This window comes from Deltaproteobacteria bacterium (genome assembly GCA_013151915.1).
Classification (GTDB): domain Bacteria; phylum BMS3Abin14; class BMS3Abin14; order BMS3Abin14; family BMS3Abin14; genus BMS3ABIN14.
The window spans coordinates 1-15,715 of record JAADHJ010000038.1; the positions used below are offsets into that span (position 1 = coordinate 1).

Genomic DNA, 15,715 nt, shown 5'->3' on the forward strand with positions numbered 1-15,715 from the left:
CGTGAATTCCGGAAGGGGGGTGATATCGTGGCAGGTTATCGCCAGTGCATGTGTACGGTGGGGAAAAAACGCGAAGTCCGAAAAGTTTTAATGAATTGGCGGAAAACAACCCGCCGCAACCTTAAAAGAATTGAGGTAGCACCATGAAAACAATCATTATCGCAACGATATTATCCATATTCTTTCCCATCGTTCTGTCACAGCCCGCCGCTGCCGCCATCTCCGATTACTTCGTCGAAACCTCGTGGCTTGCCCAGAATCTGGACCAGGTCACGGTGGTGGATGTCAGGGTTAAACCCAAATATCTCCTGGGTCATATTGACGGGGCCTTACACATTGACAAGAATGAATTCCTGAGCTTCCGACGTGGCGTCAAAAGCCTCGTGCCGACGGTTGAGGAGTTTCAGCGCCTGATGATTCACTACGGAATCACCCCTGAGACGACAGTTATTGTCTATGCGGAACATACCAACCCCTACAGCGCACGGCTCGTGTGGACACTGAAATATTACGGACATGAAAAGGCCTATGTGCTCAACGGTGGATACGAGAAGTGGGCAAAGGAAGGGCGACCCCTGGGGTTTCTCCCAACCAAGGCTGTAAGTATCGAAAGCTATGTGGTCTCCGATCAAGAACCTATCCGTGCCAAGGCGAACGAGGTTCTCACCAGCATTAACGATCCGGGTACCATCATATGGGACGTAAGGCGTCTCACGGAGTTCGAGGGAACTGAAGTGAGGGCGGATCGGGGAGGACACATCCCGAGTGCGACACATCTGAACTGGACCGAGCTCCTCCATGAAGAAAACGGGATCCAGGTGCTCAAGCCGGCCGGCGAACTGACGGTCCTGCTTGCTTCCCATGGGATCACACCCGACAAGAAGGTTATCGCCCACTGCCAGACAGGGATCCGTTCCGCCTACGCTTCTCTCGTCCTTATGGCCCTCGGTTATCCCGAGGTACGGAATTACGACGGCAGCTGGATCGAGTGGGCCAACAATAGGGATCTCCCCATTGTCACCAGCAGCGCTGCCTTCTCATTGTAATTTTCCTGGCGGGTGATGGCGCAACATCATCCATGGACAACGAAAACAAAAGATCCCCCGGACAGTTATTGTCCGGGGGATCTTTATATCTCGCCTGTTCGGCGCCGGTGTCCTTCATCTCCAGAAGCCCTTTACCACCATCAGCAAGATAAGAGCAGATTTTTCGGAGAAGGGCTCCCTCGGTAAGTTTATCGAAATAGATAATTACATTGCCGACACAGGTCCATTTCCTGCTCTTGAACAGGGAATGGGCAAGTGCTATCTTAATCGTTCAACCTGAACCGGGAGGTACTTGATGCCTGAGATTCGTCCCTTCGCAGGGATTCGCTACAATCTCGAAAAAATCAAGGATTTCAAAAAGGTCGCCGCCCCGCCGTATGATGTCATTGACCCGGCCGGCCATGCGGAACTCCTTTCGCGTCATGACCGGAATTGCGTCAGGCTCATTCTGGGCGACAATCCGGGCCAGGTCGGCGATTATACCAAGGGCGCCCGTCTCATGGAGCAATGGATGTCCGACGGAACTCTCATCCGGGACACGTCGCCAAAGTACTATCTTATCGAGGATTCTTTCCTCCTGCCGGGCGAAAACGCCCCACGCAGGCGCTGGGGCATTATAGGTCGGGTCCGTCTCGAACCCCTCGACACCGGACGTATCCACCCCCACGAAAGAACACACAAGGGCCCCAAGGAGGACCGCCTTCGGGTCATGAAAGCATTCAGGACCAACCTGAGCCAGGTATTCGCCCTGTTCGACGGGGACGCCGATTCGGTCAAGGATACCCTTACAGGGACCTTCGCTTCTACGCCGGAGGTCGACATTACCGATGGAGACGGCATCGGGAGGAAAATGTGGGTCATTGACGACCGGAAGGTTATCACCCGGCTTTCGGACCTCCTGTCTGACCGTGATTTCTTCATCGCTGATGGACACCATCGCTACGAAACAGCCCTGGCCTACGCACGGGAGATGGCCGACGACGATCCTGATCCGACCCCTGAAAAAGGCTACAACTTTCTCATGATGGCTCTCGTGGGCATGGAGGACCCGGGCCTGGCCATTCTTCCCACCCACCGGCTTCTGTATGGGTTCGATGACTTCGAGTTTTCCAAATTTTCGGACTGTCTCGCGAGGTTCTTTGAAATAACTTCCGTAAAACCTGAGATCGAAGCGGCCATTCGCGCCGGTTTGCCGCCAAAGCGTATGAACGGACGTGGTTTTCTCCTGTACGACCCGGCCGGCAACTCTTTTGTGCGGGCCCGGATGCGGGATGGGCTGGACCTTGGAAAGGAGATCCCCAACCTCTCAAAACCCGTCCGGGAACTTGATGTAACCCTTGCCGAGCAGTTCGTCATGATGCGTTGCCTGGGAATGACCCGGGAGCAGATAGGCCACCAGGAGCACCTTGAGTACTTCAAGGATGTCACCCAGGCCATGGAAAGGGCAAGAACCGGAGGGCAGATACTTATCGTAATGCATTCCACCGACATGAAGGATCTCGTTGCGGTCACCTCCGCGCGGGAGAGGATGCCGCAGAAATCCACCTTCTTTTTCCCCAAGCTTCTTACCGGCCTGGTTTTCTACAATCACGGCGACTGAGAAAGACCGGGAAAAATGTTCGACACACCCACCCTCGTTTCCCAAATCCAAAAACCCTGCATCTGGGCCATAGGCGGGGGCAAGGGCGGAGTGGGCAAATCGGTAATAACAGCGAACATGGCTATCCACCTCGCCCGGACCGGCAAACGCTGCGTTGCCATGGACGCTGATCTGGGGGGCGCCAATCTCCACACGGTCATCGGGATGCCGACTCCCGAATACACCCTGACCGACTTTCTTCGCCGCAAGGTTCCGAATCTGAGCGACATCATGGCCCCGACACCCATCCCGAACCTGTGGCTCATCAGCGGGTCCAAAGCGCTCATGGAGATGGCAAACCCCAAGTTTACGCAGAAGGAGAAGATAATTCGCCATCTGCACAGCCTGGACGTGGATTACATCCTCCTGGACCTGGGATCGGGAACGGCCTTCAATATCCTGGACTTTTTTCTTGTCGCCCAGGAGGGGATACTGGTTGTCCTCCCGGAACCCACATCGGTGGAGAACGTATATCATTTCATCAAGGCGGCCTTTTACAGGAAACTCAAGCGGGCTACCAGAAAATCGGGGGTAACCCTGGCTGTCGACAAGGCCATGGAAGAGAAGATCGCCCGGGGAATCCAGTCCCCACGCACGCTCATCAAGAATGTCTTCGAGATCGACCCGGAGGCCGGGAGGGCGCTTCAGAAGGAGGCCGACAATTTCCACCCAAACATAATTATAAACCAGTTGCGCAAGTTTGACGAAAAAGATCTCGGGAAAAACATCTCCCTTGCGTGTCGTGATTACTTCGGTATCGACATCCGGCCATTGGGCACTATTGACGAGGATGAATGCGTCCGGAAAGCCGTCAGGTTAAAAAAACCCGTAATCGACGCATATGCCGCGTGCCCCTTTTCCCACACCATCCATGGCATAGTCCGGAAACTCATACTATCCACCCGGGAGGTCCCCCTTGAATAACAGGGCCACCCGGGAAGACTACGAGGTCCTGGGGCTGAAAAAGGAAGTGACCGGGGCCGCCGAGGCCGCCAAGGCCTATGAAAAGATGAAAGCCCTTTACTCCCATGGTTCACTGGCGACCTACTCTCTCATTACAGAAGAGGAACGGGAGGAGATACTCCGGAAGATCGAAAGGGCCTATCTGCATATTTCCCGAGATATCTCCCGCAGTGAATCCCTTCCGCTCTTCGAACCGCCTCCCCGTGTTGTCATCAAGCTGGATACGGGTGAGGAATTTCCCGTAGACGCCATTGGAAGCTATATCCGCAGGCGCCGTGAGGATATGGGCCTGACCCTAAAGGACATCTCCGGTATTACACGGATCCGTTCGATATATCTGGAAAGCATTGAGAAGGAAGCTTACGATCTCCTACCTGCGCCGGTTTATCTGAGAGGTTTTCTCATCGAGTTCGCCAAAGCCCTTGATTTTCCCGACCCGGAGGATCTGACCTCACGCTACCTTGCCTGCTACGAGGAAGGGACGACCGAAAAGTGAGACTGCTGGCCACCGTCATCCTGGTCCTGGTGCCATCCGTGTGCAACGCATACATCCTCCCCGCCGCGGACCTGCTGGGAAGGATGTCCTCTCACTTTCAGAGGATCAAAACCGTGCAGGTTTCAGTTACTCTGGAGGATGTTGATGGGCGGCTTCTTCAGGAAAACCTCGTCACCGTTCCCATGAGGCCGGGTGAGGAGCCGGCAGACCGCCATGACGCGCTCCTTGCAGGCTATCTGCCTTACCCCTTCCTGACAATGGACGTTAAAAATCTGCGGTCCATTCTCCCTTCACTCTTCGCCGGGGATGCCGGCGTCCGGTTTACCAGACTCGACAGCACAGTCTGCTACCTGGTGGAGGGCACAGGCGCGCGCCTGTGGATCAGGAAAAAGGATCTCTATCCGCTGCGTGCCGAGGTCCTTACGGAAACCGGAAGATGGGTCACATGCCTCTACCTCGACCCTGTCCACTTGACGAAGCGCATGGTCTACCCTTCCAGGACGGAGGTCAGAATTGAGGGAAACCTGGAATATATCGAACGGCTGTCCTTATCCAAACCGAATGCCCCTTCCCCATGACAGCCCGGTTTGCCCGGGTTGCCATCCCACGTCCTGTAGATAAAACGTTCCACTATCGAATCCCCGATCAACTTGTGGACCGTATCGCACCCGGCACCGTCGTGTTGGCGCCTTTCGGAAAAAAGACCATGACCTGCGTTGTAGTGGAGCTGGTGGACGACTCGCCCGTAAAGACCCGCAGCCTGCTGGCCATGGCCGGCACTCCTTCCCTGGATCCGGGGCTTCTTGAACTGGCCCAATGGACAGCGGGGTACTACCGCTCTCCATTGGGTCTTATCCTCAGGATGCTTCTCCCTCCCCTGGAGCGGAGGAACCGGGGCGCGAAATTCCGCCTCACTCCCCTGGGGAAAAAGGCCCACGAATGCCATGAGAAAGGCCCCTTCGGGGAGATCATGGACCTGCTTTCCAGGGGACCGCGGACATCCACCTACCTCGAGGGTAAAACAGACACGGAAAGGCTCGATGATGCCGTAGAAACCGGCCTCATCGAGATAGTCCTGCCTTCCACAACAGGTCCGTCCGGCGGTGCACCGGCATCCATGCGTATTCGGGACGAAAAAAAAATCCTGAAATTGACACCCCATCAGTCAAGTGCCCTGGAGACTATTATAGAGTCCACCGACAAGGCCGAATTTACCGTCATCCTACTGCATGGCATCACCGGGTCCGGGAAAACCGAGGTCTATCTAAGAGCAGCCCGAAGAATGCTCGACAGTGGAAAAGGGGTCCTTCTCCTTGTGCCGGAGATCGCCCTGACCCCTCTGCTCACCTCCCGCCTGGACACCATGGCCCCGGGCAAGGTGGCCGTTTTTCACAGCGGCGTTCCAGCGGGGGAAAGGAGAGCGGCGTGGGAAGCACTGGCTTTAGGACGGGCCAGACTGGCCGTTGGCGTGCGCTCCGGTGTTTTCGCTCCCGTTCCCGACCTCGGTCTCATCATTGTGGACGAGGAACACGACTCATCCTATCGCCAGGAGGAAGCTCCGAGCTACAACGCGAGGGATGTGGCCGTCAAGAGGGGCCAGATCGAGAACATTCCGGTCGTCCTTGGTTCCGCGACCCCTTCACTCGAATCGTACAGAAACGCAGAAACCGGGCGATACCGGCTCGCCATTCTCCCCGAGAGGGCCACCCCTTCGCAATATCCAGGTATCGAGGTAGTCGACATGGCGGACCCCAAAGTGGACCGTTCGGTTCACCCTTTCCTCTCGGCGAAACTGCTCTCGAACCTTCAGGATACGGTTGAACGCGGTGAACAATCCATCATCTTCCTGAACCGCCGCGGTTTTGCGCCATTCCTCCTCTGTCCCGAGTGCAACTATACCCTGGCCTGTCCGAACTGCAGCGTCACTCTCACCTACCATCTTTCCAGAGGGATGCTCTGCCACTACTGCGGACACGTTCAGCCCCCTCCGTCCATCTGCCCATCCTGCGGAGGTAGCCGGATTGCCCCTGTCGGGACGGGAACGCAGCGGATTGAAGAGGTTCTGCAGGCTGTTTTACCGGGCGCTGTCGTCGAGCGGCTGGACAGGGATATCATGGAAAAACGAGGCGCCCTGGAGAACGTTTTCAGGCGCATGGACCGTGGTGAAATCCAGGTCCTGGTGGGAACGCAGATCCTGGCAAAAGGCCACGATTTTCCCGGTATAACACTCGTAGGCATACTCAACGCCGAACAGGCGCTGGACTTTCCGGATTTCAGGGCGGCGGAGAGAACCTTTCAGCTCATTACCCAGGTTTCGGGACGATCCGGAAGGGGCAGCACGAGGGGCAGGGTCATCGTGCAGTCCTACTTCCCGGAACACTACGCCGTTGTCGCGGCCCTGAGCCAGGATTACGGCGTCTTTTACAAGACCGAGACTGCCATAAGGAAGGAGTTCGGCTATCCACCATTCAAGCGGTTGGGCCGGGTCATTGCGGACGGGATCTCGGAAAAAAGGGTGATGGCGGCCATTCGGGAACTCGTCGGCCGCATCCCGCGTTCGGCCGGGATACGCATCCTCGGGCCATCTCCAGCCCCCCTTCCGAAGATCCGAAACCGCCACCGATGGCATTTTCTTCTTCTCGCCGACAGCCACCGGGACCTCTCCGCTGCGCTGGAAAACACAGGGGCCTTTCACCTTCCAGGAATCAGGGTCCATGTGAGAGTAGACCCTTACAACATGATGTAGATCGGCCTCGGTCCTTCTACTCCCTGAAAAAGCCCCTGCATTTCGGACACATCCTGCCCGGTTTCCCGCCCAATCCCAGGCGCTGTTTTCTTCCCAGGTGGATCATCTTTCTCCCGTCATCATAGCATTTTCGGCAATGGGGCTCCGGATCATCCTCCAGGTAGACATAGGTGCCCCGAAAGAAAACCTTTTTCGGAAGATCGTCCGTCTTTTTCAACCGTTCGATCTCGCTCAGCAATTCGATGAAATGTTCCTGCAGTTCAATGATCATCCGCTGGAGGTTCATGACAGCTTCGCTGACCTCCGGCACATCGTTCTTTTCCCCGACATCTTTCAACCTTTTGAGTTCGGAAAGGATCTCGTCCCATCTCACCGTCATCTTTTGCTCCTTTTCCCTTCGTTCCTTGTATCCTGTCCCTTATAGTCCCTTTTTCGACACTCCGATACCCGGGTACATGGATACGCTTGATCTTCCCCGTTGGACGTTGGACCCGTTTTTCCCCTCTGGACCCTGGACTCTGGACTCCGCAACTCTGGACTTTAAGTTACCATGATAGCATTCACCGGGAAACCCGGTCAAACGGGAAGGCCGTCCAGATATTGACTTGCCCGTCAGGTGGGTTATGATGTTTTTACGGAGGTTACACATGGCAATACTGCCTATTCGGACCTTTCCGGATCCTGTCCTCCGGGATGTCTGTTCACAAGCAGAACCCGGGACAGACTATATCCGGAAACTCGCCGACAACATGATCGAAACCATGTACAACGCACCTGGTATCGGTCTGGCCGCTCCACAGGTCGGCGAAAGTATACGGATGGTGGTTGTGAATATTACCGGTCCCACCGGCGATGGCGTCCCCCATGTTTTTCTCAACCCCGAGATCGTCCATTCCGAAGGCTCCATCTCCTTTGAGGAAGGATGTCTTAGTTTCCCAGAGCTTACCGTGGAGATTGAAAGGGCCAAGGTGGTTCAGGTTCACTTTCAGGATCTGGAGGGTACGCCCACGATCCTGGAGGCCGAGGACCTTCTCGCTGTGGCTATCCAGCATGAGCTGGACCACATTGAGGGACATGTCATCATGGATTACGCATCGTCCGTCAGACGGGATCTTTACCGGAGAAAGGTCCGGAAGATACTGGCCCAGGAAGCCTGATGCGCCTCGTCTTCATGGGCAGCCCCAGGCTCGCCGTCCCTGCGCTGGAGGCGGCCTTCGCTGCCGGAGACCTTGTGGGCGTCGTGACCCAACCCCCCCGAAGAAAAGGACGGGGGTTGAAGGTCGAACCTTCTCCAGTGGCTTTGAAGGCGATCCAGTTGGGTTTCGAGCCGGCAACTCCCTCGAGCGTGAGGGATGAGAACTTTCGGACCTTCCTTCATAATCTCAACCTTGACCTGGCTGTGGTCATGGCCTACGGAAGGATACTCCCTCCCGAGGTTCTCGAAATCCCCCGCCTGGGATGCGTCAATATACACACCTCCCTCCTACCCGAGCTCAGGGGCGCCGCGCCCATCCAGTGGGCCATTGCCAGGGGATATACGGTAAGTGGAGTCACTCTCATGCAGATGGACGAGAGGATGGATACCGGGCCGGTTCTCCTGCAAAAGAAGGTGGAGATAGGACCGGATGAAACCTTCGAACAATTGGCGGAGCGCCTCTCCGACCTTGGCGCGGAAGCCCTGCTCGAAGGCATCCCCGCCCTGGAAAGGGGAAAGCTGCGTCCTCAGCCGCAGGATGACAGCCTCGCCACCTACGCGCCCATGTTGACCAAGGAAGACGGGAGAATCGACTGGTCCATGGGTTCAAAGGAGATCGCCGCCCGTGTGCGTGGTTTTTTACCGTGGCCGGGAACCTTTACCACCCGTCGCGGCAGGAGGCTTCGGATCACTAAAGCGGTCCCCATGGCCGGCAAGGGGTCCTGGCCCGGAACGATCATGGGAACCGGAGAGAACGGAATCGAAATCGCCTGCGGGACGGGGTCGCTGATGGTTGTCCGCCTGTGCCCCGAAGGAAAACGGGAAATGGGAGCGGCCGAATTCATTTCCGGATACCGCCCATTGCCGGGAGAGAGGCTGGGGGAATGATACAGGCCGGCGACAGGGAGGAATGCCCCTGATGGCCAAGGCAAAGAAACGCCTCTTCATGGGTCTTCTTCTTGGCCTGGAGCTGGTGATCGCTTTGGGCCTTTTCGTCCTCTGGTATCTTCCTTACCAGGGGTTTGAAACCCTCGGTTCAAACCTTCCCGTTATCGTCGGTTGGTCCTTTATCGGCCTGCTGATTCTTTTCAGCATGGGGATTATTCTAATCGTCCTGACCATCCTTCGGGGCCGCGTGATGCCCGGTACAAAATGGATACGCGGGATACTCATTCGCTACATGCTGCCCGCCATTACGGCAGTCGGCCGGCTCTTCGGCATCCCCAAGGACGATATCAGACGGTCGTTCGTGGAGATCAACAATGAGTTGGTGAGATCGGAGACCAGGAAGGCTCCCCCCAAGCGCATCCTCATTCTGATGCCCCACTGTGTTCAGAGGGATGTCTGTCCCTACCGGATAACGGTGGACGTACAGAACTGCAGACACTGCGGAAAGTGCGACTTCTCCGAGTTGACCAGGATAGCGGAGAAGATGGGCATACAGATGACTGTCGCTACCGGCGGGTCCCTCGCGAGGAGGGTTGTCATCGAGGCCAAGCCTCAGCTTATTGTAGGAATCGCCTGCGAGAGGGATCTTTCAAGTGGCATTGCCGACACTTACCCCATTCCGGTTATCGGCATACTCCTGGACAGGCCCGAGGGACCGTGCATCAATACACGGGTCAGTGTCCAGAAAGTCAGGGAGGCCCTGAATTACTTCCTTGCGGAGGATTCCATACCCAGTGAAATCGAAACCGGGCAGAAAACGACCTCCTGAGGGCGCAAGATACCCGGCCTGGAAGATCCTCGACGAATGGGAGGACGGGAAGTCATCTCTCGAATCCATCCGGGAGCGAGACTTCGCCCATTCCTCCCTGTCCGCCAGAGATAGGGCGCTTGTCACGGAATTGACCCAGGGTGTCGTCCGCCATCGTCTGCTGCTCGATCACCGCATCGACGCCCTGCTGGATAAACCCAAAAACCACCTTCCCGAACCGGTCCGCATCCTTCTGCGACTCGGCATCTATCAGATCATCTTTCTTCATAAAATCCCTATTCACGCTGCTGTGAATGAAATCGTCCGAGCAACCAAGGGGACCAGGTACGCCGGATTCGCTCCGCTGGTCAATGCCGTGCTCAGACGGGCCTCCATCGCTCCGCAGACTCCCATGCCTGACCATGGCAGGGATCCAGGGGGGCACATGTCACTGGTGAATTCAATGCCCCGCTGGCTCGTGGATCGCCTCATCACGCAATGGGGAATCCCGGAAACCCGCCGGATCCTCCAGGCAACCAACCATCCCGGCCCCTTGACCATAAGGGTCAACACCCTCAGGACAGACAGAAACAGCCTTCTGGAGGAGCTGGTTTCACTTGGCTTGCCGGCCAGGCCCGGACACATCTCCGCCGACGCCATTGTAATCGAAAGAGGTATTGCCCCATTGACCCTCTCGCCTTTTCGGGAGGGACATTGTACCGTTCAGGACGAGGGCGCCCAACTGATTGCCCCTCTTCTGGATCCAAAACCCGGGGAGATCATGGTCGATGCATGCGCGGCTCCCGGGGGGAAAGCGGGCCACCTTGCCCAGATAATGGGCGGCCGCGGCTCAGTCATAGCGGTGGATCGGAACCCCGGCCGTCTACGGATGACCAGACAGGCCCTTTCCCGACTTGGGATCGATTCGGTGCGCCTCCTTGCCGCTGACGTCCGGAGTTTTCCCAGGATATTTGCCTCCCCACCGGACAAAATTCTCCTCGACGCCCCATGCTCGGGCACAGGCGTTCTGAGACGTCACCCGGAGGGGAAATGGAGAAAGGACCCCGAAGGCATCATAAATCTTGTCCGCCTGCAAAATGATCTTTTAAGGGCGGCCGGCGCCTGTCTCGCTCCAGGAGGAAAGCTCCTTTATACGACCTGTTCCATTCTTCAGGAGGAAAACGAGGAGGTTGTGACCCGATTCCTGGAAAGCGCCGACTTCATGCTGGAGGATTTCAAAATCCGTTGCGGCGACATGGACGCAAGCCTCTTTACGCCCAGGGGTGAGCTGAGAACATGGCCTCATCTGCATAACTGCGACGGTTTTTACGCGGCCATGCTGGTAAAAAATTGATGACTTCGCAAAAAGTCATCAAGGCGGACGGGATAACCTCATGAATCGTTTCGGCCTTCTGGGCAAGATCCTTCTACTGGCATCAGCGATGGTTCTGGTGGCGGTTCTGAGCGCGTGGGTGATTTTCACATTCCTGACACGCGGCGGCGAGGTGACCGTTCCTGATGTGCAAGGTCAGGAGATAGGTGCGGCCCTCGAGATTCTAAGCCGCCGGCAATTGGGTCTTAGCATCGCTGCATCCGACTTCGATGCCTCCGTCCCGCCCGGTTATATAATCTCCCAGGATCCCGGCGCCGGGGTCAGAACCAGGAAAAACCGCATTATCCGGGTGGTGCTGAGCCAGGGGACCCGTACCGTCCATGTGCCGAACCTGGCGGGCCTGAGCCTGAGACGGGTTGAGCTCCAGCTCTCCCAATCCGGCCTCAAGGTGGGGAAGGTTGCAAGGGTTCATCTCGCCGAAACCGACCCCGGTACGGTTATTTCTCAAGCGCCACCTGCCGGGGTGTTCGCCGCCCGGGGCCAGGAGGTGGATGTCCTACTCAGCGAGGGAAGCCCGGTCCTGACATATCTTCTTCCCGACTTGACCGGTTTTCCGGTGGAAGACGTTTTGGCGACAATCCGGGCCTGGGGACTGAAGGCCGGCCGTATCAATGAGTTGGAATCCACCGAATTGCCCCCCGGGACCGTCAGCGAAACCCATCCCCTGCCGGGCAGTGCCATCAAGGAAGGCCAGACCGTCAGCCTAACCATCACGGCCCTCCCAAAACCGGGAAAAACATCCCCGGTGGTCCTCTATCGGTATGCCGCCCCGCCGGGTTTTCTCCCCCATCACCTCCGTCTCGTCCTATCCGCCGGACAGGAAACCTCGGAGGTGTTCAGCCAAACGATCGATCCCGGAACATCGGTGACAATTCCTGTTCCTGTCCCCCAGGCCGGAACCCTGAAGGCCTACGTGGACGGATCGCTGCTTGAGGAAAAAGACGTTCCCTGATAGTAAGGGAAAGGGAAGCAATCTGCCGGCTCGCTGGAGAAGATCATGAAAAACAGGGAAATCTTTATCGCTCCATCCATCCTTTCCGCCGACTTTTCCCGCCTGTGCGACGAGATACAGGCCGTGGAGGAGGCAGGGGCGGATATTATCCACCTGGACGTGATGGACGGCCATTTTGTACCCAATATCACCATCGGTCCCGGGGTGGTTGCCTCATTGAGGAAGTGTACGGGCCTGCCCTTCGACTGCCATCTCATGATTGAGAACCCCGACCGGTTTATCAAGGCCTTCGCCGACGCAGGCGCTGATATGATAAGCGTCCACCAGGAGGCATGTCCCCACCTGGATCGTTCTTTGAACCTCATCCAGGAGAACGGCGCCAGGGCCGGGGTGGTGTTCAACCCGGCCACGGGCATGGATCAACTGCGTTACTTGGCCGATATTGTCGATTACATCCTCATTATGAGCGTTAATCCCGGGTTTGGGGGCCAGAAATTCATACCCGGGATTTTGGGAAAGCTGCGGGACCTGACGGCCCTGCTCGATGAGCTGAAGATGAACGCTGAGATTGAGATCGACGGCGGCATTCGCCCTGAAAATGCCGGAGATGTCATCGAAGCGGGCGCCCGGATTCTCGTGGCAGGGTCCTCTATTTTCCACAATCCACCTTATGAGGAGGCCATCTCCAGGATAAAGAATCCTCATCCCCGGGATGCTGCAGGAGGAAAATCATGAGTTTTTTAAATATTATCTGGATACTTTTCCTCATTTCCGCCTTCTCCCCGCTGATTCAGCGCCGGGTGCTGGATTCCAAAAGAATCAGCACTCTGAGAAAAATAGAAACCTCCAGGGGCAGCCGTGTAATAGCCCTGATCCATCGCCAGGAGACCCTCAGCCTCTTCGGATTTCCCCTGATGCGCTATATTGACATCCAGGATTCGGAACACATCATCCGGGCCATCAAGATGACCGACGACTCCATCCCCATCGACATCATCCTTCACACTCCCGGCGGCCTGGTGCTGGCTTCGGAACAGATCGCCCATGCCATCCTGAGGCATCCGTCCAAGGTAACCGTGTTTATCCCCCACTACGCCATGTCCGGCGGCACCCTGGTTGCCCTGGCCGCCGACGAGATCTGCATGGATGAAAACGCTGTCCTCGGACCCGTGGACCCCCAGGTGGGGAAATATCCCGCGGCATCCATCATCAGCGCCTCCGAGAGCAAATCCATTGACAAGGTGGACGATGAAACGCTCATCCTGGCGGACATAAGCCGCAAGGCCATGAAACAGGTTAACCGCTGTGTGACGAGGATTCTTGAGGGCAAGATGAAGAAGGCGGCGGCTCATAAGCTGGCCAGGACGCTGACTAGCGGTCAGTGGACCCACGATTACCCCATTACCTTCGACGAGGCGAAAGAGATAGGTCTTCCCGTCTCAGGCGGAGTCCCAATGGAAGTCTTCCACTACATGACCCTCTTCCCGCAACCTTCGTCCAGACGTCCTTCCGTACAGTACATCCCCATCCCGTACAGGGAAGCCCCCCATTCGGGCAGAGAAAAGTAAAAGATAGTCCAGAGTCCAGTGTCCAGAGTCCAGAGGGGAAGAACGGGTCCGACATCCAATGATGAAAACATTTAAGACCGCCTTACTGTGTATCCTGCTCATCACTTTTTCTCTTTCACTCGGGTGCGAGAAGACGATGGATGAGGATGTCGTCCAGCCTGTCAAGAGTATGTACAACCAGAAGGATACGACCATGCTGAAAACGGCCGTTGCCAACGTCCGGCAGGTTCGGTCCGCCCTGATGATGTACGCAGCGGGTTCCGCGGACAGTGAATACCCCAAGGACACACAGGTATACGATTACGATTCGTTAAGGAAAATACTCGCTTCAAAAAGCCTGCCGCCGGATATGGCCGACCTGATGTGGGACCCCGCCCCTGGAATCAATTACTCCTCCGACGGCGCTTCCTTCAGCCTCCAGGTCAGGGCCCTGACAAAAAAGAACGAAATCATCACGGCTACGGCAAGCAGCGTGAAGTGGTGATCCTGGGCCAGGGTCCTGGCCCAAGGTTCAACGTTCAACGGGCCGCGGGGTGCAGGTCTCCTGGCCATTCACGCTGCCATTTCCGCCGCGGATTCTCTTCAGCAAACCTGAGGATATGAGGCGACCCCACGCGTTCCTCAACGATTCGCCCGAAACCTGAGGATCTGGGCTCTGACCCCAAGATTCACCCCAAATTTTAAGAAAAATCGGATGTGATGGGAGCGTTGATATCGGTGAAAGAAAGGCAGAGAACCAGTCCCTGTTTAAGGTTTACTTTTGCTGTTGATGGGGTGTCTCTTTATGGGCGGCGCCTGAGGTTTTCCTAAAACCTGAGGATGTGAGATCCGACCCCACGCGCTCATTTTTTGCGCCGATCTGGCTTAACGATTTGTTAGGTGGCGTGGTGACTTGTAGATTTAGTAAAATCGTCGCGGACGGATCCAAAACCAGCTAGCACAGGCTACAGCACCGAATATCGTATAACAAACGACAAAGACCCATGGTGGCACTTGATAGTACAAAATATTTTCTAGCCAGTGTGATATGAAAGAACCGGAATATACGGTATCGCCGGCCCGTGAACGTAGTGCCATTTCAATTGTAGTGAGCGGGCATATAACGCCGAGCCACGACTGAATGACGATCACACCAATTACTACAAGATGCATTAACCGAAACCAGGGATTGCGGATCCAAGACCATGCACGAGCCTTACCGACGAATATAAGGTACAAACCAATCACAACAAAGGCGACGAATAGCACGTGGAGCAGCAGGATTGTATCGGCAGCTAGTAGGAAGACTGTTGATGAATCCATCTGTGCCCCCTAACAACGCGCTACAGCGGCAAAATTACGCCAGTACGTCATCAATTTTGCCGATGGGGCCACCGTGGGGGGCCACCGTGGTGACCCCACGGACCCCCTCTTGGTGCAGGAAGATGACTCTTGGCATATTAGATTGATATATTAAGAAAAGCCAAAATTCATGCCCCGGCACTGGCCGTGCCGAAATTGCTTGATCCCTGGGCCTGCATCAAACGACCGTCAGTAAAATAACCAACAAAAAGTATCGGTAATGCCATAATTCATGCTCAGACACCGGAGGTTTTCATGAATGAGTTTGTCGACTCCTCAGAAAGGATAGCCGTGACTGTCCTTTTTACAAAGACAATTGTCCGATCATATCGTAGCTAATTCAGCTGAACTTTAATTTAGGTCTTAGATATACGTGTTTCCCTTCTTTCATTAGCGAGTTCGATTCGCTTCGGTTCCGTATATATGCGCTCAAGCAGTACAAATGTAAAATCGAGAATGTCTTCCGCATCTTCCTTAGTCAAATTCCCTTCATGAGCACCATCATTGCCATCATCTTTGATACAAGTAGACAATTCTCTAAGCGTTTCTGGAAGGTGGTCATTATCGAAAAGCCAGGGCAGGCGAAGTCCTAAACTGCGGCGCACTTTTTTATTGAGACCATCCGCTTCACACTCAGGGAGCATCGCTCTAGTGGCAAGATCAGTACAAAGACGGAACAT

At 55.8% G+C, this 15,715-nt stretch carries 17 protein-coding genes; 14 read left to right on the forward strand and 3 right to left on the reverse strand.

All coding sequences use genetic code 11. From position 1 onward, the window contains the following. The first annotated feature begins 143 nt into the window (after positions 1–143). The 6 genes from GXP52_07610 (at position 144) to priA (ending at position 6,890) form a co-directional block, all read left to right on the forward strand. Entirely contained in the window at positions 144–1,046 is a 903-nt protein-coding gene (locus GXP52_07610) for a sulfurtransferase (protein ID NOY87148.1), read from the forward strand. Positions 1,047–1,341: 295 nt separating this feature from the next. Further along, on the forward strand, positions 1,342–2,646 hold the full coding sequence (locus tag GXP52_07615) for a DUF1015 domain-containing protein (GenBank protein NOY87149.1): 1,305 nt from the start codon (positions 1,342–1,344) through the stop codon (positions 2,644–2,646). A 15-nt stretch (positions 2,647–2,661) separates the two neighbouring features. Beyond that, entirely contained in the window at positions 2,662–3,609 is a 948-nt protein-coding gene (locus GXP52_07620; GenBank protein NOY87150.1) for a MinD/ParA family protein, read from the forward strand. Next, a complete protein-coding gene (locus GXP52_07625; GenBank protein ID NOY87151.1) occupies positions 3,602–4,144 on the forward strand; it encodes a hypothetical protein in 543 nt (180 codons plus the stop codon). Before GXP52_07620 ends, GXP52_07625 begins: the two co-directional genes overlap by 8 nt. After that, on the forward strand, positions 4,141–4,722 hold the full coding sequence (locus tag GXP52_07630; GenBank protein ID NOY87152.1) for a hypothetical protein: 582 nt from the start codon (positions 4,141–4,143) through the stop codon (positions 4,720–4,722). Before GXP52_07625 ends, GXP52_07630 begins: the two co-directional genes overlap by 4 nt. After that, the gene (priA, locus tag GXP52_07635; GenBank protein NOY87153.1) at positions 4,719–6,890 is read left to right on the forward strand and encodes a primosomal protein N'; all 2,172 of its coding nucleotides are present in this window, start codon (positions 4,719–4,721) and stop codon (positions 6,888–6,890) included. The genes GXP52_07630 and priA overlap by 4 nt, the downstream gene beginning before the upstream one ends. 16 nt (positions 6,891–6,906) lie before the next feature. On the opposite strand, the gene GXP52_07640 is transcribed toward priA, so the two are convergent. Next, on the reverse strand, positions 6,907–7,269 hold the full coding sequence (locus GXP52_07640) for a hypothetical protein (protein ID NOY87154.1): 363 nt from the start codon (positions 7,267–7,269) through the stop codon (positions 6,907–6,909). A gap of 268 nt (positions 7,270–7,537) precedes the next feature. Here GXP52_07640 and def point away from each other — a divergent pair, with 268 nt between their 5' ends. From def to GXP52_07680, 8 genes are read left to right on the forward strand one after another with little or no spacing between them, the layout of a single operon-like run. Next, positions 7,538–8,047 carry a peptide deformylase gene (gene def, locus GXP52_07645; GenBank protein ID NOY87155.1) on the forward strand — a complete coding sequence of 170 codons (510 nt, stop codon included), beginning with the start codon at positions 7,538–7,540 and terminating at the stop codon, positions 8,045–8,047. Beyond that, complete coding sequence (locus tag GXP52_07650; protein ID NOY87156.1) at positions 8,047–8,973, forward strand: methionyl-tRNA formyltransferase; 927 nt, start codon at positions 8,047–8,049, stop codon at positions 8,971–8,973. The genes def and GXP52_07650 overlap by 1 nt, the downstream gene beginning before the upstream one ends. 31 nt (positions 8,974–9,004) lie before the next feature. Next, positions 9,005–9,802, forward strand: a complete 798-nt coding sequence (locus tag GXP52_07655) for a DUF116 domain-containing protein (protein ID NOY87157.1) — start codon at positions 9,005–9,007, stop codon at positions 9,800–9,802. Continuing rightward, a complete protein-coding gene (gene rsmB / locus GXP52_07660; protein NOY87158.1) occupies positions 9,768–11,135 on the forward strand; it encodes a 16S rRNA (cytosine(967)-C(5))-methyltransferase RsmB in 1,368 nt (455 codons plus the stop codon). Before GXP52_07655 ends, rsmB begins: the two co-directional genes overlap by 35 nt. A 40-nt stretch (positions 11,136–11,175) precedes the next feature. Beyond that, positions 11,176–12,126, forward strand: a complete 951-nt coding sequence (locus GXP52_07665) for a PASTA domain-containing protein (GenBank protein NOY87159.1) — start codon at positions 11,176–11,178, stop codon at positions 12,124–12,126. A gap of 45 nt (positions 12,127–12,171) precedes the next feature. Next, entirely contained in the window at positions 12,172–12,861 is a 690-nt protein-coding gene (locus GXP52_07670) for a ribulose-phosphate 3-epimerase (GenBank protein NOY87160.1), read from the forward strand. Next, on the forward strand, positions 12,858–13,694 hold the full coding sequence (locus tag GXP52_07675; protein NOY87161.1) for a hypothetical protein: 837 nt from the start codon (positions 12,858–12,860) through the stop codon (positions 13,692–13,694). Before GXP52_07670 ends, GXP52_07675 begins: the two co-directional genes overlap by 4 nt. A gap of 58 nt (positions 13,695–13,752) precedes the next feature. Then, positions 13,753–14,178 (forward strand): hypothetical protein, encoded by a 426-nt coding sequence (locus GXP52_07680; GenBank protein ID NOY87162.1) that lies wholly within the window; start codon positions 13,753–13,755, stop codon positions 14,176–14,178. Positions 14,179–14,594: 416 nt separating this feature from the next. Here the strand turns inward: GXP52_07680 and GXP52_07685 are convergent, their stop codons facing one another. Both GXP52_07685 and GXP52_07690 read right to left on the reverse strand, forming a co-directional pair. Next, positions 14,595–14,996, reverse strand: a complete 402-nt coding sequence (locus tag GXP52_07685; protein NOY87163.1) for a DUF2784 domain-containing protein — start codon at positions 14,994–14,996, stop codon at positions 14,595–14,597. A gap of 395 nt (positions 14,997–15,391) precedes the next feature. Beyond that, on the reverse strand, positions 15,392–15,715 hold a 324-nt coding region (locus GXP52_07690), incomplete at its 5' end, for a DUF4145 domain-containing protein (GenBank protein ID NOY87164.1).